This is a genomic window from Streptomyces sp. NPDC029159, from assembly GCF_055564055.1.
In genome coordinates this window covers 206,100-228,847 of sequence record NZ_JBVHWT010000002.1, presented here as the reverse complement: position 1 = coordinate 228,847, position 22,748 = coordinate 206,100, and the positions used below count along the sequence as shown (strand labels likewise).

At 70.4% G+C, this 22,748-nt stretch carries 25 protein-coding genes; 16 read left to right on the top strand and 9 right to left on the bottom strand.

From position 1 onward, the window contains the following. Positions 1–2: 2 nt before the first annotated feature. From ACZ4U4_RS05240 to ACZ4U4_RS05185, 12 genes are all read left to right on the top strand, one after another. Positions 3–914 (top strand): GNAT family N-acetyltransferase, encoded by a 912-nt coding sequence (locus tag ACZ4U4_RS05240; RefSeq protein ID WP_467869100.1) that lies wholly within the window; start codon positions 3–5, stop codon positions 912–914. Next, on the top strand, positions 914–2,293 hold the full coding sequence (locus tag ACZ4U4_RS05235) for a glycosyltransferase family 4 protein (protein ID WP_467869098.1): 1,380 nt from the start codon (positions 914–916) through the stop codon (positions 2,291–2,293). The genes ACZ4U4_RS05240 and ACZ4U4_RS05235 overlap by 1 nt, the downstream gene beginning before the upstream one ends. Further along, positions 2,290–2,997, top strand: coding sequence for a PIG-L deacetylase family protein (locus ACZ4U4_RS05230; RefSeq protein ID WP_467869096.1), 708 nt, complete (start codon positions 2,290–2,292; stop codon positions 2,995–2,997). Before ACZ4U4_RS05235 ends, ACZ4U4_RS05230 begins: the two co-directional genes overlap by 4 nt. After that, a complete protein-coding gene (gene galE / locus ACZ4U4_RS05225) occupies positions 2,994–3,977 on the top strand; it encodes a UDP-glucose 4-epimerase GalE (RefSeq protein ID WP_467869094.1) in 984 nt (327 codons plus the stop codon). Before ACZ4U4_RS05230 ends, galE begins: the two co-directional genes overlap by 4 nt. Before the next feature lies 1 nt (position 3,978). Then, positions 3,979–4,584: a histidine phosphatase family protein gene (locus ACZ4U4_RS05220; RefSeq protein ID WP_467869092.1), complete on the top strand. Its 606-nt coding sequence runs from the start codon at positions 3,979–3,981 to the stop codon at positions 4,582–4,584. After that, positions 4,581–6,149 carry an alkaline phosphatase family protein gene (locus ACZ4U4_RS05215; protein ID WP_467869090.1) on the top strand — a complete coding sequence of 523 codons (1,569 nt, stop codon included), beginning with the start codon at positions 4,581–4,583 and terminating at the stop codon, positions 6,147–6,149. Before ACZ4U4_RS05220 ends, ACZ4U4_RS05215 begins: the two co-directional genes overlap by 4 nt. Beyond that, positions 6,146–7,057: an ABC transporter ATP-binding protein gene (locus tag ACZ4U4_RS05210; protein ID WP_467869088.1), complete on the top strand. Its 912-nt coding sequence runs from the start codon at positions 6,146–6,148 to the stop codon at positions 7,055–7,057. The genes ACZ4U4_RS05215 and ACZ4U4_RS05210 overlap by 4 nt, the downstream gene beginning before the upstream one ends. Next, positions 7,050–7,865, top strand: coding sequence for an ABC transporter permease (locus ACZ4U4_RS05205; RefSeq protein ID WP_467869086.1), 816 nt, complete (start codon positions 7,050–7,052; stop codon positions 7,863–7,865). The genes ACZ4U4_RS05210 and ACZ4U4_RS05205 overlap by 8 nt, the downstream gene beginning before the upstream one ends. Further along, positions 7,862–8,107: an acyl carrier protein gene (locus ACZ4U4_RS05200; RefSeq protein WP_467869084.1), complete on the top strand. Its 246-nt coding sequence runs from the start codon at positions 7,862–7,864 to the stop codon at positions 8,105–8,107. Before ACZ4U4_RS05205 ends, ACZ4U4_RS05200 begins: the two co-directional genes overlap by 4 nt. Further along, a complete protein-coding gene (locus tag ACZ4U4_RS05195) occupies positions 8,104–8,787 on the top strand; it encodes a phosphatase PAP2 family protein (RefSeq protein ID WP_467869082.1) in 684 nt (227 codons plus the stop codon). Before ACZ4U4_RS05200 ends, ACZ4U4_RS05195 begins: the two co-directional genes overlap by 4 nt. Positions 8,788–8,794: 7 nt before the next feature. Then, on the top strand, positions 8,795–9,433 hold the full coding sequence (locus ACZ4U4_RS05190; RefSeq protein ID WP_467869080.1) for a class I SAM-dependent methyltransferase: 639 nt from the start codon (positions 8,795–8,797) through the stop codon (positions 9,431–9,433). 76 nt (positions 9,434–9,509) lie between these two features. Further along, positions 9,510–10,040, top strand: coding sequence for an NUDIX hydrolase (locus ACZ4U4_RS05185; protein WP_467869078.1), 531 nt, complete (start codon positions 9,510–9,512; stop codon positions 10,038–10,040). Positions 10,041–10,363: 323 nt separating this feature from the next. On the opposite strand, the gene ACZ4U4_RS05180 is transcribed toward ACZ4U4_RS05185, so the two are convergent. Then, entirely contained in the window at positions 10,364–11,680 is a 1,317-nt protein-coding gene (locus ACZ4U4_RS05180) for a flavin monoamine oxidase family protein (RefSeq protein ID WP_467869076.1), read from the bottom strand. Between the two features lie 738 nt (positions 11,681–12,418). On the opposite strand from ACZ4U4_RS05180, the gene ACZ4U4_RS05175 reads away from it, so the two are divergent. Then, complete coding sequence (locus ACZ4U4_RS05175; RefSeq protein ID WP_467869074.1) at positions 12,419–12,760, top strand: MBL fold metallo-hydrolase; 342 nt, start codon at positions 12,419–12,421, stop codon at positions 12,758–12,760. Between the two features lie 392 nt (positions 12,761–13,152). Here ACZ4U4_RS05175 and ACZ4U4_RS05170 read toward each other — a convergent pair whose 3' ends face one another. Further along, positions 13,153–13,830, bottom strand: a complete 678-nt coding sequence (locus tag ACZ4U4_RS05170) for a TetR/AcrR family transcriptional regulator (RefSeq protein WP_467869072.1) — start codon at positions 13,828–13,830, stop codon at positions 13,153–13,155. A 262-nt stretch (positions 13,831–14,092) separates the two neighbouring features. Here ACZ4U4_RS05170 and ACZ4U4_RS05165 point away from each other — a divergent pair, with 262 nt between their 5' ends. After that, positions 14,093–14,305 carry a hypothetical protein gene (locus tag ACZ4U4_RS05165; RefSeq protein ID WP_467869070.1) on the top strand — a complete coding sequence of 71 codons (213 nt, stop codon included), beginning with the start codon at positions 14,093–14,095 and terminating at the stop codon, positions 14,303–14,305. Positions 14,306–14,873: 568 nt separating this feature from the next. On the opposite strand, the gene ACZ4U4_RS05160 is transcribed toward ACZ4U4_RS05165, so the two are convergent. From ACZ4U4_RS05160 to ACZ4U4_RS05145, 4 genes are read right to left on the bottom strand one after another with little or no spacing between them, the layout of a single operon-like run. After that, complete coding sequence (locus ACZ4U4_RS05160) at positions 14,874–15,386, bottom strand: WD40 repeat domain-containing protein (protein ID WP_467869068.1); 513 nt, start codon at positions 15,384–15,386, stop codon at positions 14,874–14,876. An 8-nt stretch (positions 15,387–15,394) separates the two neighbouring features. After that, positions 15,395–16,456, bottom strand: a complete 1,062-nt coding sequence (locus ACZ4U4_RS05155; protein ID WP_467869067.1) for an ABC transporter substrate-binding protein — start codon at positions 16,454–16,456, stop codon at positions 15,395–15,397. A 40-nt stretch (positions 16,457–16,496) separates the two neighbouring features. Then, positions 16,497–17,387: an ABC transporter permease gene (locus ACZ4U4_RS05150; protein WP_467869066.1), complete on the bottom strand. Its 891-nt coding sequence runs from the start codon at positions 17,385–17,387 to the stop codon at positions 16,497–16,499. Then, entirely contained in the window at positions 17,377–18,192 is an 816-nt protein-coding gene (locus tag ACZ4U4_RS05145) for an ABC transporter ATP-binding protein (protein ID WP_467869065.1), read from the bottom strand. The genes ACZ4U4_RS05150 and ACZ4U4_RS05145 overlap by 11 nt, the downstream gene beginning before the upstream one ends. Before the next feature lie 222 nt (positions 18,193–18,414). Here ACZ4U4_RS05145 and ACZ4U4_RS05140 point away from each other — a divergent pair, with 222 nt between their 5' ends. Both ACZ4U4_RS05140 and ACZ4U4_RS05135 read left to right on the top strand, forming a co-directional pair. Continuing rightward, entirely contained in the window at positions 18,415–20,043 is a 1,629-nt protein-coding gene (locus ACZ4U4_RS05140) for an ATP-binding protein (RefSeq protein WP_467869775.1), read from the top strand. Next, positions 20,040–20,744 (top strand): response regulator, encoded by a 705-nt coding sequence (locus tag ACZ4U4_RS05135; RefSeq protein ID WP_467869064.1) that lies wholly within the window; start codon positions 20,040–20,042, stop codon positions 20,742–20,744. Before ACZ4U4_RS05140 ends, ACZ4U4_RS05135 begins: the two co-directional genes overlap by 4 nt. A gap of 655 nt (positions 20,745–21,399) precedes the next feature. On the opposite strand, the gene ACZ4U4_RS05130 is transcribed toward ACZ4U4_RS05135, so the two are convergent. From ACZ4U4_RS05130 to ACZ4U4_RS05120, 3 genes are all read right to left on the bottom strand, one after another. Then, a complete protein-coding gene (locus ACZ4U4_RS05130) occupies positions 21,400–21,681 on the bottom strand; it encodes a tyrosine-type recombinase/integrase (RefSeq protein WP_467869773.1) in 282 nt (93 codons plus the stop codon). A gap of 211 nt (positions 21,682–21,892) precedes the next feature. Beyond that, the gene (locus ACZ4U4_RS05125) at positions 21,893–22,036 is read right to left on the bottom strand and encodes a hypothetical protein (protein ID WP_359828049.1); all 144 of its coding nucleotides are present in this window, start codon (positions 22,034–22,036) and stop codon (positions 21,893–21,895) included. 276 nt (positions 22,037–22,312) lie between these two features. Next, positions 22,313–22,687 (bottom strand): transposase, encoded by a 375-nt coding sequence (locus ACZ4U4_RS05120; protein ID WP_467869771.1) that lies wholly within the window; start codon positions 22,685–22,687, stop codon positions 22,313–22,315. Positions 22,688–22,748: the final 61 nt, after the last annotated feature.

Here is a 22,748-nt window from a genome sequence, read left to right as displayed (position 1 = left end):
GCGTGCCCGAAGCACTTGTCCGCCTCTACGACCTGCCCGCCTGCGCCCCCGGGAACAGCGCCCTGACCGAGGAGCGGCACGTGGTGCACCTGCCCGGCGCGGGGGCCAGGAGCGCGGCCCAGGTGGAGCTGTGGCAGGGCGGCACCCGGCTCGGCCGGTGCGCCCTCAACGCGCAGGGGCCCGGCACCGTCGGCCCTTGGGAGTACGAGGCTGCCGGAACCCACCAGGACGTCGGCTGGACGCTGACCCGGCTCGCGTTGGAGCGGCTCCACTGGCTCGGGTTCGCCTACGGGCTCATCGACGTGCCCGACGGCGCCGCGTTGCCGCCGCAGTTGGAGCGTGCCCTGTGGTGGCTGCCCGGCGACGAGGGACCGGTACCCGCCGCCCGGCGGGACGCGCCCGAGCTGGAATGGGGCGACTTCTTCATCGACCTGCGCCGCTGGACGCCGCCACCGGCCCGGCCCACGCTGGACGCCGCCGGGCGCACGGTGCAGATCCGCAGGCCGGAGACGAGCGAGCAGTTGCTGCTGACGGAGTGGATACGCCGCACGTTCGGCGGCGGTTGGGCCAGCGAGGTCCACCGGTCCTTCGCCCGCGACCCGATCTCCTCGGTGATCGTGGTCGACGCCGACCGGGACCTCCCCGCCGAGGACAGGCTGCTCGGCTTCATCTCCTACGACACCGCCCGCCTCGGCATGCTGTCGTCCATCGCCCTCGCACCGGCCGCCCGGGGGCTCGCGAGGGTGGCGACGACGCTGATCGCGCAGTGCCTGCGCGAGGCACAGACGTCCGGCATGCCGTACGCGGTGCTCGGCGGGGTCAGCCACCGGCGGCAGGCGCTGCGCGTCTTCGCCTCGCTGTGGACCATCCCCGGCTCCTGCCCGGGCATCTTCGGCAGGGGGGTGCGGAACTAGTGCGCATCCTCCTCACGGTCGCCGAACCGGCGTACGGCGACGCCTGGTGTCACCCGCTCGACCAGGCCCGCGGGCTGGCGGCGGCCGGACATACCGTGACCGTGCTCGCCGAAGAAGGCGGCGCGGTGCTCACCCGCTGCGCCCGGGCCGGGCTGCCCGCCGTCGCCGTACCCGCCTTCGGGGCGTCCGCCGCGCACGCGGTGGAGACCGCCGTGCGGCAGCTCGACGACGGCGCCCCCCGGATCGTGTGGGTCACCGGGGTCCCGGACGCGCTGGTCATGGCTCAGGCACTGACACGCACGGCGGGCGCACCCGCCGTCGTCCTCACCCACGACTCCCCCTACCCGCTCGGCACCACCGACCAGGTCCGCGGCCTCTTGGCGGGTGTCCATCTGGTCCTCGCCGGGTCCGAGGAGCAGCGGGAGCGGCAGTTCGCCCCGCTCGCCGCGGGCGGGGTGCTGCCCGCGGACCGGGTGGAGGTCGTCACCACGGCCGTCGGCCAGGACTTCCGTCAGGAACTCGCCGCCGTCGACCGCGCCACCGCCCGCACCGCGCTGGGCGTGGCCGACGACGTATTCCTCTTCCTGGTGCTCGGCAGCCTCACCTGGGAGGACGGCGTCGACCGGGTCCTCGACGCGGTCGGCGCGATGGACTCCGGAACCCGCTCGCGCATCCGGGTCGCCGTGGTCGGAGACGGCCCGGTGGGCGCCGAACTGCGGCAGCAGGCAGCCGAGTTGGGGATCGAGGAACACATTCTCTTCCTCGGCGGACGGCACGGCATGGCCGACCTGGTCGCCGCGGGCGACGCCGCGGTGCTCGCCACGACCGTCCCCGACACCGGGCCGCTCGCCCTCAAGCAGGCGATGGTCGGCGGCCTCCCGGTCGTGGCATCCGCGCAGGGCGGCATCCCCGAGTTCGTCGAGGACGAACGGCACGGCCGCCTCGTCGTCGACGACGAGGATCTGCGCGAGGCGCTGGAGCACCTGGTCCGCGACCCGGACACGGCCCACGGATGGGGTGCGGCAGCACGGCACACCATCGCCGTGGGGCACCGCCTGGAACGGCGGGTGGAGTACCTGATGCACCGGCTCGACCTGCTCGCCCTGGCCCATACGCCCCTCGCCACGGTCCTGCCCGAACTGGCCTGGGACGAGGTGCGCCTGCGTGCCGAGGCCGACAGTGGATTCCTCTTCGTACCGCGCACCTCGCAGCTCATGGAGCTGACGGCCGACGTCTTCCCCGCCGTGCGCGCGGCCGTCACCGCCGGCACCCCGGCGGCGCTGCTCGGCCCCGGTCCGGGCGACCCTCGCCACCTGGTGGGCGAGCTGTACGCGATGGGCGCGCTCGTGCGCCCCTCTGCCCCGGAGGTGGCGGAGTGAGGGCGCTCGTTCTCGCCGCCCACCCCGACGACGAAGTCCTCGGCGCCGGGGCCACCGTGGCGATGCTCGCCGACCGGGGAGCCCGGGTGCATCTGCACCTCCTCGCCGAAGGGGTGTCGCTGCGCCACGAGGGCGTCACCCGCGCCGAGGCCCGCTCGCGCTGTGCGGCCGCGGCGGAGGAACTCGGGGTGGCGGACGTGTCGTTCGGAGGGCTCACCGACGACGCCCGGCTGCTGTGCGAGCTGCCGCAGCGGATGACCGTGGAAGCGGCGGGCGCCCAACTCCGCGCCCACCGGCCGGAGATCGTCTTCACCCATCACCCCGGCGACATCCACGCCGACCACCGGCTCGTCGCCCACGCGGTCACCTATCAGACGCGGCTGCTCGGAACCGGCCCCGTCCGGCAGGTCCTCCACTTCGAGGTGCTGTCCTCCACGGAACAGCAGACGGGCCTGGTCGCACCGTTCACCCCGCAGGTCTTCTACGACGTGACCGGGTACGTCGACGCCAAATGCCGGGCCCTCGCGGTCTACGACTACGAGGTCCACGCACCCCCGCACCCACGGTCCGCCGAAGCGGTCCGCGCCCAGGCCACGCTGCGCGGGGTGCAGGCGGGCGTGCCCGCGGCGGAGGCGTTCGCCCTCGGCCGGGAACTGCGCGGCCCCGCCGCGCCGGACCACGCACGGAAAGGCATCCCCGTATGAGAGTTCTGGTCACCGGAGGCGCGGGCTACGTCGGCTCCTTCACGCTCCGCGACCTGGTGGGAGCGGGGCACGAACCGCTCGTCGTCGACAACCTCACCGGCGGGCGGCGCGAAGCCGTCGGCGAGGTGCCGCTCACCGTCACCGACGTGCGCGACGCGGAGGCCCTGCGCGGCATCTTCCGGCACTTCCGGCCCCACGCCGTCCTGCACTTCGCGGCGCTCAAATCGTCGGAGGAGTCCCTCGCCCGGATCGCCACCTACTACGACGTCAATGTCGTCGGCACCCACAACGTCCTCGCCGCCTGCGCCGACACCGGCGTGGCCCGCTTCCTCTTCTCCTCCTCCTGCGCCGTGTACGGCACCCCGTCGGTCTGCCCCGTCACCGAGGCCACCCCGGTCCGGCCGGAGAGCCCCTACGGGGAGACCAAGTACCTGTCCGAGCGGATGATCGCCTCCTACGCGCAGGTCATCGGGGCGCGCTACGCCCACCTGCGCTACTTCAACGCGGCGGGCGCGGCCCCCGGAGGCGATCTCGGGGAGTACACCACCGCCGCGTCCCGGCAGCTGGTGCCGGTGGCGGTCCGCGCGGCCCTCGGCCTCGTCCCCGGGGTGCAGGTGTTCGGGCAGGACTACCCCACGGCGGACGGCACGGCGCTGCGCGACTACGTCCACGTCGTGGATCTCGCCCGCGCCCATGTCCAGGTGCTCGCCCACCTCGACGAGGAGCCCTGGTCGGGCGCGGTGAACATCGGCACGGGCCGCCCGGCCGGCGTCCGTGAGCTGCTCGACACCGTGCGGTCGGTCTCCGGCCGTGACTTCGACATCCGCCCCGCACCGCGCCGCCCCGGAGACCCCGGCGCCTCCTGGGCCGATCCGACGCTCGCCCGGGAACGGTTCGGCTGGCGGGCCGAGTACGGCCTCGACGACATCGTCCGGACGGCATGGGCCTGGCACTCCGCCACCCCCGCTTCCCTGGGGTGACATGCACCTGCATCTGATGCGTCACGCGGAGGACCGTTCCCGTCCCGGGCTGCCGGACGGCGACCGGCGCGCTCTCACCCGGACCGGGCTGCGGCAGGCCGCCGTCACGGCCCGCTGGCTGGCCGCCCGGAAAGTCACCGAGATCCGGACGAGTTCCCTGCTGCGGGCCCGGCAGACCGCCGCCGTCGTCGCCGGGGAGACCGGCCTCGCCCTCCGGGAGGACCCGAGGCTCGACGAGGTCCGCACCGGGCCCGGCGGCGCCTCGCTGCCGCCTCCCAGGGAGCGGCGGGACGCCGCACACCCACCGGACACCGAGTCGTGGCCGGAGTTTCTCGGCCGCGTCCGGGACTGCGTCAACGACCTGTGCCGGAGACCGGATCCGGGACGCCGCATCGTCCTGGTCACCCACAGCGGCTTCTTCGACGCCCTGCACGAACTGATCGGAGGCCGAGGAAACAGGATGGAGCTCCAGGTGGACCACGCGGCGGTCACCCACTGGCAGTACCGACCCGGCTGTGCGGCCGGGATCTGGCTGCTGCACTGCCACAACCTCACCCCTTGCCCCGGCCGGACCGTGCCCGGCCACCCGCGCGGAGGAGCGGCATGAACGGCCCCCGCCCCCGCCCCCGCCTGCTGATCATCTGCGTGGACGGCGGACGCCCCGACGTGATCCGCCGCCACGGCTTCTTCGACGCCACCCGCGTCCTGCCCGGCCGGCCCGACTCCGGGGTCCGCACGATGCGCAGCGTCTTCCCGTCGTCGACGGCGCCCGCGCACGCCTCCTTCCTCACCGGCCGCCCCCCGGCGGACCACGGCATCGTCGGAAACCGCTTCTGGGAGACGCAGAGCGTCGCCGAGATACGGGCCCGCGCCGACGACCCGCTGTCCGCGTTCCACCCCTACGAGCGGGGCTCCCTCACCGCGCCGAGCCTCCTCGACTGGTTCGCCGGGCGCGGGGCGTCAGCCGTCGCGGTCCATTTCCCGCACACGTTCGCCGCCCGGGCGGGCACCCCCGACATCCCCGGCTGCTACTGCCTCTACGCCCCGGCCCACGACCTCACCGTCCCCCTCACCGACGGCGTCCCGGGCACCCGCACCGGGACGGGCACCGTGACCTACCTCGGCGAGACCGTTCGTGTCACCGCCGCCCTCGACGCGTCCGGCGACGCCGTCCAGGTCTCCCTGGCCGGCTCGGCGCCCGTGGCGCTGCGGTCCGCGGAGCCCGTACGGCTCGACGGACGGACCGCGGTGGGCGAGGTGTCGGTCGCGGTCACCGCCCTCGAACGGGACCCCGCCGCCGTGACCCTGCGCCTCGGCACCGCGGTCATCGCCCGGGGCTACGGCGGGCTGTCCGTCGCCGCCGAACCCCCCGGCGGCGGACCGGCCTCCCTGCACGTCACGTACACCGCCAACCCCGGCCACCACTTCCACGAGGCACCGCGTGCCGCGTGGATCGAGCGGACCGCACGCGCCGCGCTCCACGCCCACGACCCGGACGTGCTGTTCGTCCGCTTCAACCAGGCCGACCACGCACAGGAGTTCCTCTACTGGCACGCCGTGCGGGGGACCGCCACCGAGCGGCGGCACGCCTGGCAGCAGATCCTCGACGTCTACACCGAGATCGACGCGGCCGCGGCCCGCCTCGTACAGGAGGCCGGGCCCGGCACCGAGGTGGTGTTCTTCTCCGACCACGGCATCGACTACGTCGAGACCCATCTGCGCCCCAACCGGCTCCTCGCCGACGCCGGACTGCTGGACCGCATGGTCTTCCAGGGCGACTCCAACTGCGCCTACCTGTACGCCGATGCCCCGCTCACCGACGACGAGGAACAGCAACTGGCGGGCGGACTACGTGCCTTGGACCCGACCGTGTCCTTGCTCGGGCACGCCGAACTGGAGCGGCTGGGGCTGCCCGCGCAGAGCCCGCGCACCGGCCGCCTCGCGATCTCCTGCGGTCCGCACATCGAGTTCCAGTACGGCCAGGACGCGGCCCGGGAGCGGGTCGCGTCCGCGTCCCACGGCCACCTGCCCACCGCGGACACGATGAGCGGCTTCCTCCGCCGGTCGGGCCGGACGGTCCGCCCGGAGGAGACGGCCCCGGACATCACCGGAGCCGCCGCCCTGATCCGGCGGACCTGGCTGCGCATGGCAGAAGGGACGCGCCCCGCATGACCGACAGCCCGTACGCCTACGAGGTCGAGAACGTCAGCATGCGGTACGAGAAAACGTCGTCACCCGCGACCAAGGACGTCACCTTCCGGATCCGTGAGGGCGAGTTCTTCGGTCTCCTGGGCGGCAACGGCGCCGGAAAGACCACGCTGATCAAGCAGATGCTCGGCCTTCTCCGGCCCGGCCGGGGGCGTGTCCTGCTCTTCGGCCGGGACGTCCTCACCAGCCCCCGCTTCACCACACACACCGTCGGCTACATGCCGCAGACCGCGTTCGCACTGAACAGCCTGACCGTGCGGGAGGCGCTCTACTACAGCGCCCATCTGCGCGGCGTGCCCGCTCGCGCCGCCCGCCGCCAGCGCGACGAGCTTCTCGACCTGCTCGACCTGGGGCGTCTGGGCGGGAGGGTGGCCCGGCAACTGTCCGGCGGCGAACGGCGGCTGCTGCAGCTGGCCGTCACCCTCACCGGCACCCCGCCCGTCCTCGTCCTCGACGAACCGACCAACGAACTCGACCCCGCCCGCCGCCGCCACGTCTGGGACCTGCTGCAGAAACTGCACCGGGCGGAGGGCCGCACCATCGTCCTCATCACCCACAACGCCGTGGAGGCGGAGCAGGTGATCGAACGGGTCGGCATCCTCCGCGACGGCGCGCTGGTCGCGGTCGGCCCACCGGCCGAGCTGAAGATTCCGCTCCGCTCCCATGTCCGGCTCACCTTCTCCCACCTGGACGGCCGACCACCCGAACTGCCGGGCTACGTACGGGTGCAGTCCTCCCACGGGGGCAAGGTCGTCGCCCACGTCGCCTCGGCCGACCTGGCACGGCTCGCGGACGACGTGAACCTCGCCGCGCTGCCGGAATTCGCCCTGCACACCGCGACGCTGGAGGACGTGTACCTCAGCTATGCATGACGACGCACGGAGCCTCGGCCTCGCCGGGCAGGTCTGGGACCTCTTCCGCATCCAGCTCACCAACTGGCGTTGGTCCTGGCCCCAGATGGTGCTCACCGGAATCCTCGCCCCCCTGGTCAGCCTGGCCGGCCTCGGCCTGTTCGCCCGGCACGCCGGCCCCGAGGCCAGCGCCTATGTGATGACCGGCAGCGTGACGATGGCCATCCTCTTCGAGACCCAGAACAAGATCGCCAGCAACTTCTCCTTCATGCGGAACACCGGGGCGTTCGAGTTCTACGCCGCCATGCCGGTACGCCGCGAGGCGCTCATCGTCGCCACCCTCGCCGCCTTCTTCCTGCTGTCGCTCCCGGCCGTCCTGGTGACCGTGGTCACCGGATCGCTCCTGCTGGACGTACCGCTGCGGCCGTCCCCGCTGCTGCCGGTGTGCCTCGCCCTGGCCCTGCTGCCGTCGGCCGGCCTCGGCGCGCTCATCGGCAGCCGGTCGGCCTCCATCGAACAGGCGACCTCGCTCAGCCTCGCCACCACGCTGCTGATGATGGCGCTGGGCCCGGTCGCCGTCCCGCCCACGCTGCTCCCCGCGAGCCTGGTGTGGATCGGCCAGATCAACCCCGCCGTCCACGCCTCCGCCGCCCTGCGGGCCGCGCTCACCGGCGAGGGCGAGCCCGCCGCGGACCTCGCGGTCCTCGCGGTCTTCTCCCTCGCCGTCTGGGGCCTCACCACCGCCCGGATGCGCTGGCGCGCCCGCGCCCGGCGCATCACCGTCCGCAACAGTTCCGTCCCGACTCCGTACAAGGAGAGCCGCTCATGACCGAGCAGGAATTCATCGCGATCCTCAACCCGCTGCTGGAGGAGATCACCGGGGACCCCCTCGGCGCAGACGGCTTCGACGCCTCCTTCCTCGACCTCGGGCTGGACTCCCTGAGCCAGCTGGAGATCATCAACCGCATCGAGGAGAGCTTCGACTGCCAGATGGACGACTCCGTGCTGCAATCCATCAGCTCACCACGCGAGTTGATGACAGCCATACGGGAGACCACCGCCGCCCGGTGAACCGTCTCCGTCGACCGGCCCTGACGCCGTGCGGCGCCCGCCTCCTCGCGGCCTGGCTCGCCGTCCACCTCGCAGCGCTGCTCACGGTGGCGGCGTCCGGCAGCGACGTCGGACTCAGCCGTGCCCTGTGCGGGTGGACGGCGGACCGCCCGGCCGTGGCGGGGGCGCTGCGGCAGGTCACCGCGTGGGGCGACCCCTCGCCGGTGACCTGGCTGGCCGTCGGCACGGCCCTGGTGGCCCTGGTCCGCCGGGACGTCGTCGCGGCCGGGGTCCACCTCGCCGTCCCGTACGCGGCGACGCTGAGCAGCAACCTCGTCAAGGAGTGGGCGGCCCGGGAACGCCCCCGGTTCGCCTGCGCATCGCTGACCGCCGACGGCTTCTCCTTCCCCAGCGGCCACGCCGTCGGCGTCACCACCGGGTACGTGCTCGTCGCGGTGTGCGTGAGCGCGGCGCTCGGCGGCGGAGGTCTCACCGCGCTCGTCGTCCCGGCGGCGGCGCTCGCCGACCTCGTGTCCTTCAGCCGGGTCCTGCTGGGCGTGCACCACGTCGTCGATGTGCTCGCGGGCCAGCTCCTCGCGGTGGGCTGGCTCGCCGTGGCGGCGTCCGTGCTCACCGCGTCCGGGCGGGCCCGGGCCGCCCCGGCCGATGCCGCCCGGAGTGCGGAACGCCCCGTGCCATGATGCGGATATGCCCTTCGACCACAACGACCACTACCACCCCCTCCTGCTCCGCCAGGTGCCCGCCGGGGGTGGCCGGGCGTTGGATGTGGGCTGCGGTACCGGCCGGTTCGCCGTGGCGCTGGCCCGGCGCGGCTTCGACGTGGACGCGGTCGACCGCGACGCGGACACCGTCGCCGCGGCGCGGCGCCTCCACGCCGAGGACGCCGTGGCCGGGCGGTTGCACTTCCGCTGCGCGGACATCACCCGCACTCCGCCGCGGCCCGCCACCTATGACGTCATCTCCTGCATCGCAAGCCTGCATCACATGCCGTTCACCACCCTCGCGGTGCTGCGGGACGCGTTGCGCCCCGGCGGGGTCCTCCTGATCCTCGGCTGCTACCGCGAACAGACCCTCGCCGACCGGCTGACGAGCCTGGCCGGGGTCGCCGTGAACGCCGCATACGGAACGGTGGCGGCCGTCCGGGACGCGGTCACCGGCACGCCGCGCGCACCACGCCCCGCCCCGCCGACGATGCCACCCGCCATGAGCCTCGAAGACATCACCCAGGGCGCCCGGGACCTGGTGCCGGGCAGCGAGATCCGCCGCCTCCTGCTCTGGCGCTATCTCCTCGTCCACCGCACGGACCGCGCCGCTCCGCAGCCCTGATCGCCCCGCGCGCGGACAGGGACCCGGAAAGCACGCGGCAGCCACGGAAAGAAACCGCGAAGGAAGGAATACCGTCGTGGAACACCACGCGGCCTACCGCCTGGGCGCGACCTGCGTCGCCTTCAACCCCGCCGGGCAGGTCCTCCTCACCCGGCGCCGCACCCCCGTACGCTGGGAACTCCCCGGCGGCCTGGTCGACCCCGGCGAGAGCCTGCACGATGCCGCCGCCCGGGAGACCCTCGAAGAGACCGGCGTGACCGTCACGGTGCACGGCCTGGTCGGCGTCTACCAGCACCCCGCGCGGGGCATCCTCGCCGCACTCTTCCTCGCCACCCCGGTCTCCGGCACCCCCCGCCCCACCGAGGAATCCAGCGAGGCCCGCTGGTCCGACATCCCCGACGCACTGGAACTCCTCCACCCCCTCTACCGACCCCGCCTGGAAGACACGCTCAACGCCCGGCACACGGTCCCGCTGCGCATCCACGAGGGCGCCACCCTCCTGGACATGCTCGGAGTACGGGAAGTGAACACCGGCGAGGGCTCTCGTGTGCCGGATGAGGGTCTCCCGCCGACCGACCGGGTGGTTCAGGAGAGCCAGTCGCTGTAATGGGTGGGGGCGATGTGGACTGCGCATGCGGCACGGCCTCATACCCGCCCGCCTTCACCCTCTCCACGACCCGCGCCCCGTGCCCCGTGCCCCGTGCCCCGACCAGACCGGTACCACCGATGACCGCAACCTTCATGACTCACCTCTCCTCGCACACCGATAGGCCATGCGCCCAGCCTGCGATGGCCCGGCGCCCGCCGCATGCGGACCGTGCGCTCCTGGGCGACCGGTGCCGACGCCGACCGGCGTCCACGCGATGCCCCCTCTCCGACCGGCCGTTCAGGGCGTGAGGACCACGAAGGAGATCCGGCCGGGAGCCGGAGTCAGCGCCCCAGACTCGTAAGGACCGCCTTTGCCGCGTTGTCGCCCGACGTCGCCGCGTCGGCAAGCGAGGGCATGTGGAGCTGGTAGTCGCCGGCCAGGTGGATCGGCCCGAGAGGGGCCCCCAGCGTCGGCAGTGATTCGCGCCTTCCCGGAGCCCAGAAAGGCACCACACGACGGTGCCGCCGCACGATGCCCTCACCGAGCTTCCCTCGGAGCTGGGGGTAGACCGAAAGCAGATCCGATGCGAACCGAGCGGCGATCTCCTCGTCGGACAGCTCGAACAATGTGTCGGCCACCGCGCCGCCCGCGAAACACGCCAGCGCACCGCCGGGCTTACGTGTGCCGTTCTTGCGAAGGGCGGCGGCGTGGTTGAACACCGCCTGGCTTGTGAGCTGGGGCGTGGACACAGCGTAGAAGTCGTCCCAGGGCTGGGGCCCTTCCTCCTCGGTGAAGAAGCCGACAACCACATAGCGGCCGTAGCGGATGTCCTCGAACGCGTCGCGGTACGTCTGCGGAAGTCCCGGAAGGATCTGCAACGCGACATCGCTGGGGACCGCGACGATGGCCCGCTTCGCACGTACCCGCACCGGGCCTTCCGCATCGACGTAATCGACGACGACCCCGTCTCCGTCCGGTTCCACGGACCGGACGCCGGCCCGGAGACGGAGGCGTTCCCCGAGATCGGTGGCCAGTATGTCGGTCAGCGTCTGGTTACCTCCGACCGGGAGCGCAAAGTTGGACTCCTTGTCCGGGTCCGTGATCATGATCGCAAGCGACATCATGAGCTGGGCCGCTGCCGTTTCGCCGGGCTCACACCCCATCCACTGGCCGGTCAATGACCTGAGAACGTCATGAGCCAACCTGGATCGGATTCCGCGAAGAAGGTCCGATGCCAAACGACCGTCCAGCCTGGCACGCACCCTCTTCGCCATGCCGCTGTGCGACTCCATGAACGGGACGGACGAGACGATACGGGCGCCGACCACCGCCATGGCGATCCGGTCCAGGAAGCTCATCCGCGTACGGAACATGAGCTCGGACAGTTTGGACGTGTCCACCATTCCACCGTTGAGAACCAGCGCCGCGCTCTTGTCGGCCAGCGACCCCATCTCGATGCCGTGGTGATGGAGAGCGTCGATCAGCGGGCCGGTCCCCTCGGTGAACTGCGTCCCGACGTTGATCCAGTAGCCGTCCTTGCGGACCGTCTCGACACGTCCACCCGCCCGCTCCGACGCCTCGAGCACGATGACGTCGGTCTTGCCGGCGAGCGTGGTGGCCGCCATAAGCCCTGCCATGCCCGCACCGACGACGACCACGTCACGGCTCTCCTCACGCGCAGGTCGCACTGCGTCAGTCGCGCCAAACCTGGGCTCCGCGTTTGCCATTTTCTTCCTCACTCCGTCATTCAGAACGACTTCCGCGTCGGCTTCGATGCACACAGCCGGCATCACGGCCGCGTGACGGCCGCACACCAAGAGGCCCCGCCCCGCTCTCGGCGGACACGCGGATCTCCGCGCCCGGGCGGCGTACGCCATGCCGACCAGCACGCAGCGCTTCCCTGCTCATGCGCGAGCGAGGCCGTCACCGCCGCGACCTTCCCGTGCCATACGCCCCGCCAACAGACCGTCAGCATGACACGATATCGAATCGAGTTCGACTTTACAGGCGCATCACCACCCTGGGCACCACCCCCGGCACGGAACGACGCGGGCGCCCGACAGCACGAATACGGGCCCTCGAACGCCTCGCCCCGCCCCGCCGCGACACACGCCGGCAACCTCCCCGCGGCGTGGACCACGGCGGCGACCAGCTCCCTCCATCACCGCCCACGCACGTGAATGCGGAACAAGGACGCAAGACACGTGCACCACTTGGAAGAGGCGGCGCGCGATGTACCAACTGACAGAGCCGGCCGCCGACGACACAGCCGCCCAATGCTGCGGCCGTGTCACCACCGCGCGCCGGCGCTCATCGATCGACGTGCTCGGCCAGTAAGATCAACCTCGAATTCGATTCGATCTTTACATGTCGGGCTGAGGGGTGGGTGGCCGTACATGGGCGGGGAGTACACCGAGGAGACCTACGGTGGGGTCACGGTGCTCGTCGGCGCTCGCCGTGGCGCGTACCCGTACGGCAACTCGCTGCTTGTGGGGGGTACGGACTCCGCCCTGGTGTTCGACCCGTCGCTGTCGCTCGCCGCGGAGGCCCCACCCGCCGATCTGGTCCTGGTGAGCCACGCGCACGAGGACCACATCGCGGGGCTCGGCCGCTACGACGTGCCGGTGCACACCCACGAGGGCGGCCTCGCCGGACCGAGGACCCTCCCAGAGGTCGAAGCCAGCGAGGAAGAAGCGGGCCACCGACTCCGCGTGGCCAGCGCGGTGAGGAGGTGGTAACTGGTCGACTCCTCGTGCGCGTCGCGCCACAGGGCGTCGGCCAGCGCGGCGATCGTCTCCTCGAAACCGCCGGCGGTCACGCCCTCTCGCGTCATGAGGTCGATGGCGGCCCTGATGAGCTGGGGCGGCGCTCGGCCGCGGGAACGTGAGCCAAATGACCAGCGTAATGGCTCAGTCGATTGAACAAGTCAACAGAACGAGTCAGTTCAGGCACCGCAGGGCTGTCCGCGAAACCGAAGGGCTTGGTCAGCAACGGAGCGCGATGGTCGTGAACTCGCCGTTGGTCGAGCCGGACTCCACCGTCACCGATAGCTCGTGAGGCTTCAACCGGCAGGCGGGGCAACAGCGGTTGTACGAAAAACGGTGGCGGCCCCGTTCGCCCGTCCCGTCCATCAGGCTGACGGATTCGGCGCGTACGTGCGCAAGTAGGAGAGGAGAAAACGGCGATGCTCCGCGAGAACGATGTCGTCACCGATTACCGGTGTGACGCGGAACGCTACGTCGAAGAGCCTGTTGCCGGCCTCGAAAGCGAGTTGCACTACCAGCAGCGGGGTATCAGGGCGCAGCAGCCCGCGATCCCGCGCGAAGCGCCACAGCTGTTCGGCCATCGCCTCGTCGTAGGCGCGGACCAGTTCTTCGAGGACGTCACTGCGCCGGGCGAACCACAGCTCGACACAGCTCGGGTGCCCGCGGAAGTAGTCCAGCATCAGATCCACGACCGCGTCCACGGCGTCGTCCAGCGTGGCCGGCGGGTTGTCGGCCAACGCTCCGGAGACCAGGGCCTGGAGCTTGCCTACGTGGCGGCGCATGAGTTCGGCATCGACCTGATGCCGGTCGGAGAAATAGTGGTAGACCGAGGCGGTGGGGATACCGGCGCGCTCTCCCGCGGCCTTGAGCGTGGCCGCTTCGTAGCCGTGGGTCACGAGGATCTGCTCGGCGGCGTCAAGTATCGCGCTGATCCGCTCGACCCCTCGCCGGTACGGCTGCGCGTTCGGCCGAGCTGGGACCTGTGGCCTCTGCTCTCCGGAAAGGGCGGCCGTACGGCGCCGCGGCCGACTCGCCTCAGCCATGGCAGACAGGAAGGAGGAGCTCGGACATGTTTCAGATCCTAGCTGAGTGCGTGTACGAGGAAGGCGACCTGGTCTTCCGTGCCGATCTGTACCGTACGCGGTGCGCGGCGGTCACCGGCCGGTTTGCGGGCGACGTTGAGGGGGTGGCGTGCGCAGATCTCGTTGCGCCAGGTCGGGCCGGCCAGGGCGGTGTAGGCGTGTTCCGCTCCAGGAGCGGTGATGACGGCGCTGGCTCCGGGGCGGCCGACGACCGGGATGGGGTGTGGGGGCGGCGACCGAGGGCCGTGGCCGCGGCGTCGAGGAGCCCGTGCCCGGCGAGGCGGGCCATCGCCTTCGGCTCCGGACGGCCTTCGAGGCATCCGTCGAAAATCTTGCCGAGCTCGCCGGCATCCGTCGCATCGTCTACTACGGCGACCTCGACGCCGAAGGCATCGCCATACCGTGCAGAAGGGCGCCGCACAGCCGGCAAGCGTGATCACCCCATCACGATGGTCGATGAACTCTCCGCGCGCTTCGTCGGCGATGGTGGAACTGAGCCAGCAGGCGCGCGCTCAGCGTCGCCACCCCTCAACGCCCCAACGGCGCTTGCTGTCTTGACAGGGTCCGACCTGCCGACAAGCGGCCTGACGCCCCATCAGAACGAGCGTCAAATGAGCGTCACGAGCGTCATTCCAGCGTCAAGATATCGCCCGTAACGCCCACACCGAACATAATGCACGCGGACAAAACCGCAGGTCAGACACCCTTCCCTACCTTCTCAAGGATCGCCACGCACTCCACATGGTGCGTCATCGAAAAGATGTCGGCCTCGGCGTGGCTCAAAAACCCCAGGTCAGAGACAGTTTTCTGGCCCTCCCCCCTTCACGAAGGCATCACGAGCGTCACAGCCCGGAAATCATCCGCCTGGGGCGGAGCAGCTGCGGTCGCGCACGGCTCCCTCCCGGCCCATCGACGTGGGCGCGCCAATCGACCGCACAGGAAGTACGAGGAGGAGCCCTACGCGGTCACCTTGCCCTCGGCCCACCCGCCAAGAGCGGGTATTCCTACTTGTACAGCGACGGAGCACGAAGGGCGTTGGAGTCCTGGCTGGGCTTCTCCTGCAAGATCTGGAACACCGCGCTACGGAAGCTGAACGCCAGGACCTGGAACAGGTGCTCCTCGAAGTTGAGCGGCAACGCCGGTGGTACACGGCCGTCATGCAGGCCCGTGAGCGGCAGAGCGAGCAGAGCCGTGCAACGGGGACCCGATCGGTCCCCCAAACGCACGAATGCAGACAGGGAGACTCGCATGACGGCAACCGTGCGACGCTCCTCAACAGACCAGACATAGACCAAGCCGTCGTTGCTGGTGGTGGCGAGCCAGGTGCTGTCGGGCGAGATCACCACCGACACCACGGAACCGGTGTGGTCGGTGAGGGTGCGTTGCAATGCCGGGCTGGGGGTGTCCGGTAGCGGCCACCGGGGGCCAGGAAAGGGCGCAGGGCAGGGTCGTTCCGGCGGGCTTCGATCTGGGCCTGCCGCCCTCCTACCACTCCGAGCACGGCAAGCCCACGGCACAGGCTCAATCAGCCGGTGGCCTTCTGTGTGAATTCACTCGTGTACGTCTTCTCCAGGTCGATCGTGGCGTTCTTCAGGTTCGGGTTGAAGGACTTGAGCACGCGCTGCACCGTCGCGGGTCCATCGGCCGGCATCTTGCCGTCCTTGGTGAACATCGGCAGCGTGCTCTCGATCGCCTTGGCGTAGAGACCCTCGCCGCCCTGCGCGTAATCGCTCGGCATCTTCGCCGCGATCTCCTTCGCGCTGTGCGTGGACATCCACTTGAGGGTGCGCACGAACGCGTTGGTGAGCTTCTGCACCGTGTCCTTGTGCCCGTCGACCCAGTCGGTGTTCATGTAGAGGCTGGAGGATGGGTACAGGCCGCCGAGCGCCTGCTTCGAGCCTTCGGGGGTGCGCATGTCGATCAAGACCTTGCCGATCTTCTTGTCGAGGACCTGCGCGACGGTCGGGTCGGTGGTCATGCCGCCGTCGATGGACCCCTTCTGCAGCGCGGAGATGAAGGTCTGGCCCGCGCCGACCGCAACGTTGCTGAACTTGTCCGTGGACACCCCGTCGTGGACGCCGAGGTACTTGGTGAGGAAGTCGGTGGACGAGCCGAGCCCGGTCACGCCGAGCTTCTTGCCCGCGAAGTCCTTCGGCGACTTCAGGCTGTCCGCCGCCTTGTTCGACACGATCTCGACCTCGCCGGGGGTCTGGGCGAGCTGAACCACGGACTCGACCTGCTTGCCCTTGGTCTGCAGGTCGAGGGTGTGGTCGTAGAAGCCGACGACGCCCTGGACGTTCCCGGCAACGAGGGAGGTGGTGGCATCGATGCCGGCGGGCTCACTGAGCAACTCCACGTTGACGCCCTCGTCCTTGAAGTAGCCGAGGCGCTGGGACAGCATCGCGGGCAGGTAGATGACCTTGTCGATGCCTCCCACCATGATCTTGACCTTCGGCCCCTTGCCTCCCGAGCCTCCGCTGTCGGAAGCATGGGAGGAGACCTGGTCGGCGCAGCCGCTGAGAGCGGTGAGCGCGGCCAGGGCTGCGGTGACGGTGGTGAGTTTGGCGGCGAGGGTGCGACGGGACATGTGCGGCTCCTGGAGGCAGGACGGGCGGTGACGGGAGGATCTAGCGGGCTTCATCGGCGGCGGGCTTCCAGCGGAAGAGCTTGCGCTCCATGAAGGTGAGCAGGCCCTCGGCGAGCAGGGCCACGACGGCGAGGATGACCATCGCGGCATAGACCCCGGCGGAGTTGAAGGTGCCCTGCGAGGCGGAGACGAGCAGGCCGATGCCCTTGGTCGCGCCGATGTACTCGCCGACGATGGCGCCGATCAGGGCGAAGCCGAAGCTGACGTGGAGGCTGGTGAAGATCCACGAGGTGGCGGCGGGGATGACGACCTGGAAGGTGACCTGCCGGTCGCGGGCGCCGAGGATGCGGGCGTTGTCGATGAGGTGGCGGTCCACCTCACGGGCGCCCTGGAAGGCATTGAAGAAGACCGGGAAGAAGACGAGGACGACGGCGGAGGCGACCTTCGAGGCCGGTCCGAGGCCGAACCAGATGAGGAAGATCGGCGCGAGCACGATCCGCGGCAGCGCGTTGAGGACCTTGATGTACGGGCCCATGACGTCGGCCAGGAAGCGGACCCGGCCGAGCGCGATGCCGAGCACGACACCACCGATGACGCCGACGACCCAGCCGAGCAGGGCCTCGTAGAGCGTGTACCAGATCTGTTCGAGCAGGGAGCCCTGCGGGGTGCCGTGCAGCGCCCACTGCTGGATCTGGTCCCAGATCTTCGAGGGCATCGAGAAGTTGAACGGGTCGATGATCCCGGCCCGCGAGAACCACTCCCACACGCCGAGGACGAACACGAGCACGGCGCCGCGGGACAGCAGGACGATGCCGCGGCGGCGGCGCGCGGCCCGGGCACGCTCCTCGGTACGGGCCGGCTTGGTGACGCCGCCCGAGTCCGTCACGGTGGACGCAGCGGTGTCCGGTTCGACGGTGATGTCAGGCGACATTCTGGGCACCCCTCTCGCGGGTGATACGGACTTCCTCGCCGAGCGACGACCAGATCTCCCGGTAGATCTCGACGAACCGGGGCTCCAGGCGGACCGCCTCGACGCGGCGCGGGCGCGGCAGGTCGATCGTGAAGATCTCCTTGACCGTGGCCGGCCCTGCGGTCATGACGACGACCTTGTCGGCGAGCGCGATGGACTCCTCCAGGTCGTGGGTGACGAAGACGACGGAGGATCCGGTGCCCGCCCACAGCTCCATCAGCTCGTCCGACATGAGAGCGCGGGTCTGGACGTCGAGCGCGGAGAACGGCTCGTCCATGAGCAGGATCGACGGGTCGTTGACGAAGGTGGAAGCCAGCGCGACGCGCTTGCGCTGGCCACCGGAGAGCTGGTGCGGATAGCGGTCCTCGAACGCGCTCAGCCCGACGCGAGCCAGCCACTCCCGGGCCTTCTCCTTGGCCTCGGTCTTGGGGACGCCGCGGAAGCGGGGCCCGGCCATCACGTTGGACAGCACGGTCCGCCACGGGAACGTCGCATCCTGCTGGAAGACGAAGCCGACCCGCTCGTCGATGCCGCGCACCGGGGCACCCGACAGCATCACCTCGCCGTCGGTCGGCTCCTCCAGCCCGCTGACCAGGGTGAGGGTGGTGGACTTGCCGCAGCCGGTGGGGCCGACGACGGCGACGAACTCGCCCTGCTGGACGGTCAGATCGAGATCGTGGACGGCGGTGTGAAAGGCGCCGGACGGCGTTCGGAATGCCTTGCGGACACCGCGCAGTTCGATGGCCGGGCTCGATGGGCTTGTCATGCCGGGGACGTTAGAAACAGTCGTGCGGGCTGGGAAGTTTTGGCCAACAACCACTGCCAGTTCCCGTAAAAGCAATTCTGCGCATTGTGCCGACCGCATCCGGGCCCGCTGCTGTCCAGGCTCTTCCCTGGCTGAAACAGCTGCGGTTACGGTGCGTTCACCCCGGCGAAACGTCCGGTCGCACGGGAGAGTTCCTGAAAGCAGGTGTCAGAAGTGGCCCGCTTGCGCATCAGCTGGCCGAGGCAGGTGTTCGCACAGGTGCTGATCGTGCAGTTGCTGATCACCACAGGCGTCTTGCTGTTGCTGACCGGCCTGTTCCTCCAGCCGCTCCGTACCCAGCTCGACGACCAGGCCGAGCACGAAGCCCTGGCCATCGCCCAGACCACGGCGGTCGATCCAGAGATCGCCGCGGGTCTGCTGTCGAGCACCCCCGATCCGACCGGGCCCGTGCAGCGGCAGACGGAGCGCACCCGAAAAGCGACGGGCGCCCTGTACATCGTGGTCATGGATCTGCGCGGGATCCGCTGGTCCCACACGGATGTGCAGCAAGTGGGCCACCGCGTGTCGACGGATCCGTCCACTCCGCTGCACGGTCACGTCATCCTGGAGATCGACCGTGGCACCCTGGGCACGTCCGCGCGGGCAAAGGTCCCACTGCGCGACAGCACGGGCGAGGTCATCGGTGCGGTGTCGGTCGGCATCGCCTACTCCGGCGTCCAAGAACGCCTCCTGGCCGCCCTGCCCGGACTGCTGCGCTACGCGGGCGCAGCCCTCGCGGTCGGCGCCGGCGCCGCGTTCCTCGTGGCCCGGACCCTGCGCAAGCGCACGCACGGGGTATCCGTCGCCGACATCGCGGCACTGCTGTCGGAGCGGGAGGCGATGCTCCACGCCGTACGGGAGGGAGTCATCGCGCTCGACCAGCACGCACGCGTACGGCTGGTGAACGACGAGGCTTCCCGCCTGCTCGCGCTCAAGGAGGAAGCAGAAGGCCGGGACCTCGAAGAGGTCCTTCCGCCCGGACGCTCCCGCGACGTCCTCACCGGGCAAGTCACCGGACGCGACCTGCTGACCGTACGCGAGAACCGTGTCCTCATCGCCAACCGGATGCCCACCCCCGACGGCGGCGCTGTCGTCACCCTGCGGGATCGCACCGAGGTCGAACTGCTGGGCCGCGAACTCGACTCCATCAAGGGCCTTCTGGACGCGCTGCGCGCCCAGGACCACGAGCACGCCAACCGCCTGCACACCGTCCTCGGCTACCTCGACCTGGACATGCCCGAGCGGGCCCGCGACTACGTCGCCGGCCTCACGCACGCCCGGCGCGCCTCGGCAGACAACATCGCGGAACGCATCCGGATCCCGATGGTCTCGGCTCTCCTGGTCGGGAAATCGGCCATCGCCGCCGAACGGAGCGTGACCTTGCGCCTGTCCGACCGCAGCCAGCTGCCCAGCCAGCTGATCGACGCCCGGGACATCGTGACGGTGCTGGGCAATCTGATCGACAACGCACTCGATGTCGTCGGCGGTCGGGCCACCCATCCCGCGGTGGAAGTCGAGGTCTTCGTCGAGGCCGACACGGTCGTGGCACGCGTCAGCGACAACGGTCCCGGAGTGCCCGTGGAACTGCGCGAAGCCATCTTCGAAGAGGGATGGAGCACCAAGGAGTCCCCGCACCACCGCGGACGCGGACTCGGACTGGCCATGGTGCGCAGCCTCGCCGAACGCTACGGCGGCACCGCCCGCATCGCCGCCCGGGCCGGCGGCGGCGCCGTGTTCACCGTCACGTTCCCCGACATCGTCACAAGATCCGCAGCCCGCACGCAGCCCGCCCTGGCAGGAGACGCACCGTGATTGACGTCCTGGTGGTCGACGACGACTTCCACGTCGCGGAGATCAACGCCGCCTATGTCGACAAGACGGCCGGCTTTCACGTCGTGGGCACCGCCCACACCGCTCTGCATGCCATGCAGATGCTGGAGAGCCGGCACGTTGACCTGCTCCTGCTCGACCACTACCTCCCCGACCGGAACGGGCTGGACCTCGTGCGCCGGATGCGGGAGAAAGGCATGCGCAGCGACGTCATCATGGTGACTGCGGCGCAGGACGTCGAGGTCGTGGAAGCCGCTCTGCGCTACGGCGTGCTGCACTACCTCGTCAAACCGTTCACCCTGGACGGGCTGCGCTCCCGTCTGAACAGCTACATCGAGTTGCGGCGCAGTCTGCAGGACGCCGGTGCCGGGACGAGCCCGGGGCAGCAACAGATCGACCGCATCTTCGGGGCCGTGCGCACGCCGGCGGCCACAGCCGCGTCACCCGCCAAGGGCTGGTCGGGCCCCACCGTGGACCTGATCTGCCAGGTCATCACCGAGGCCGATCACCCTCTGTCGGCACAGGACGTGGCCGCCCGCGCCGGTATCAGCCGCTCGACCGCCCATCGATACCTGCGCTACCTCCAGAAGCACGGCTCACTCCGGCTCTCCCTGCGCTACGGCGACGCCGGCAGGCCCGAGCACCGATACGCCCGCGCGGCCCCCGGACCGTGGGAGGACTGACCGGCGCCGCACGCGGCAGCGACCCCGCCGTGGCGTGCGCAGTCGATCTTCTTGATCACCGTCGCCGGGTACGTCCGCGACCACGCACTCCAAACGGTCGTGGCGCCGGCCGGTGGCGGGCAGCCTCAGCCGGCGAAGTCGGCAGGCGCGCTCCAGCCGTCCCCATCAGGTCCGGTTTCGTCACGCCGCACGAGCCGGTACCGGCTCGTGCGGGACCTGGCGAGTCGACGGGCTCCGGTTCCGTGGCGTCGTCGGCAGCGGCATCCAGCGCACCCTCCGCACGCCGCAACGCGCCATCCGGCTCCCCGGGGCGGGTGCCCGTGGAGGAGGCGGGCGTGCTTCCAGGTGCCGTTCGGGCCCTTGAGGCTGTTCTCCTTGCCCAGGCTGTGGGCGCCGATGTCTTCGTAGACGGTCAGTTCACCGTCCGGCCGACGCACGAAGAGATCGAAGTCGGAGTTGACCGACCCGTCGAAGTCGCCGCCGGACAGCAGTGCAGCTCAGGCCCCCTTGCCCGCCTTCTCCAGGATCGCCACGCACTCCACATGGTGCGTCATCGAAAACATGTGCGATTCCATGCCGGTCTAGAAACCGCAGTTCAGGAGGCTTCTTCGGTATCTGAGCGGTGGATTCTCGGGGCGTGAGCGTCAAATGAGCGTCACGCCTTGCCCTCTCCGACGGCCGAAGGATCAAGGCCGCGGAGCACTGTGACCGCGGCCAATACGTCACCCCCAACCATGACGAAGCCGGCCTCTCCGCTACGAAGCAATGGCCAAGGGAGTCTCCAGGCGCTGCCAGGTGTCGAGGACGGCTTGTGCGCGTCCCGCTGAAGGTGTGCGTAGCGCTGCGTGGTCTGAAACCTCTCGCGGCCCAGGAGGTGCTGGACCTCGTAGAGCGACACCCCCTTCTGGACAAGCCACGAAGCACACGTGTGACGCATGGAGTGCGGCGGGTAGTGCGGAACGAATAGTCGCTGCCCTTCCATGTCATCGAAGGTGGCACTGTCGACGGTCGTCCACCAGGTTTGACGTCGCCAGTTACCTCCGTCGAGGCGACGCCCAGCGTGTCCTTTGGTCAAAGTTAGGAAGGGTGGTGGCCTCATCGGTGATGACGTTCGGGCAGTCGGCGTCGCAGGCTTCGGTGACGTGCAGCTAGACGCTCCAGCGGGTGTTCCCTCGTATCGCGAAGAGGTCCAGGTCGTAGGGCGAGCGGATCTGTAAAGAGCCGGGCGGGAAGCCGTCCTTGCCGGTGCGTGGCCGCAACCTGCCGCGGACGGCGACGGTCAACTGCTGCACCAGGATCTGCCGCAGCGCCTCAAGCGCGCGGGTACTGCGATCCGGTCGGGCGCGTCGGTGGCGACCGTGGCGAGCAGAGCCCGCGCGTCGCCGCCGGCCTGGGTAAGCCGGGAGACCGGATGACGGGGCTGGGAACACAGGCGCACCGGGCGCCCGTAACGTTCGCCCCACTCGGCCGTAACCAAGGGCTCGAGCAACTCAGGTACACTCAAGGCGAGTTCCTCTAACACAGCCCGGACCACTTCCAGTACCAGTTCCAGGCATGTCAGTTCCCGGTCAGCGGCCAGGACACGGGTGGAGTCGGTGCGCTGCCGCCCCTACTGCTTGACCAGCTCGGCCTCCGTCAGGCGCCCCAGAGCAAGGTCGAGCAGCTGGTCGGCACGACCGTCCTGAGCGAGCCGGTCGCGGCAGTCGCCCAGCACACTGTGGTGGAAGCCCGGAATCGTCTAGCTCCAGAGTCAGGGCGTACTTGAAGTCGAGGCGGCAGCGCACCGCCTCGGCGGCCTGCCGGTCGGACAGGTTGCGTGGGAACGCCAGCACGCAGACGGTGGCCAACTGTGCGCGCGATAGCCCTGGTCGCCCGCCGCGGGGACACCAGGCCGCGAAGTCCTCGTCGCGCCGCAGGCCATCAAGCCGGTCGCGCACCCACATCGCTGTCGTGCCTCGGGGGTTGCTTGGCCGCACCACCCGCACGGTCATCGGCGGAATCTGC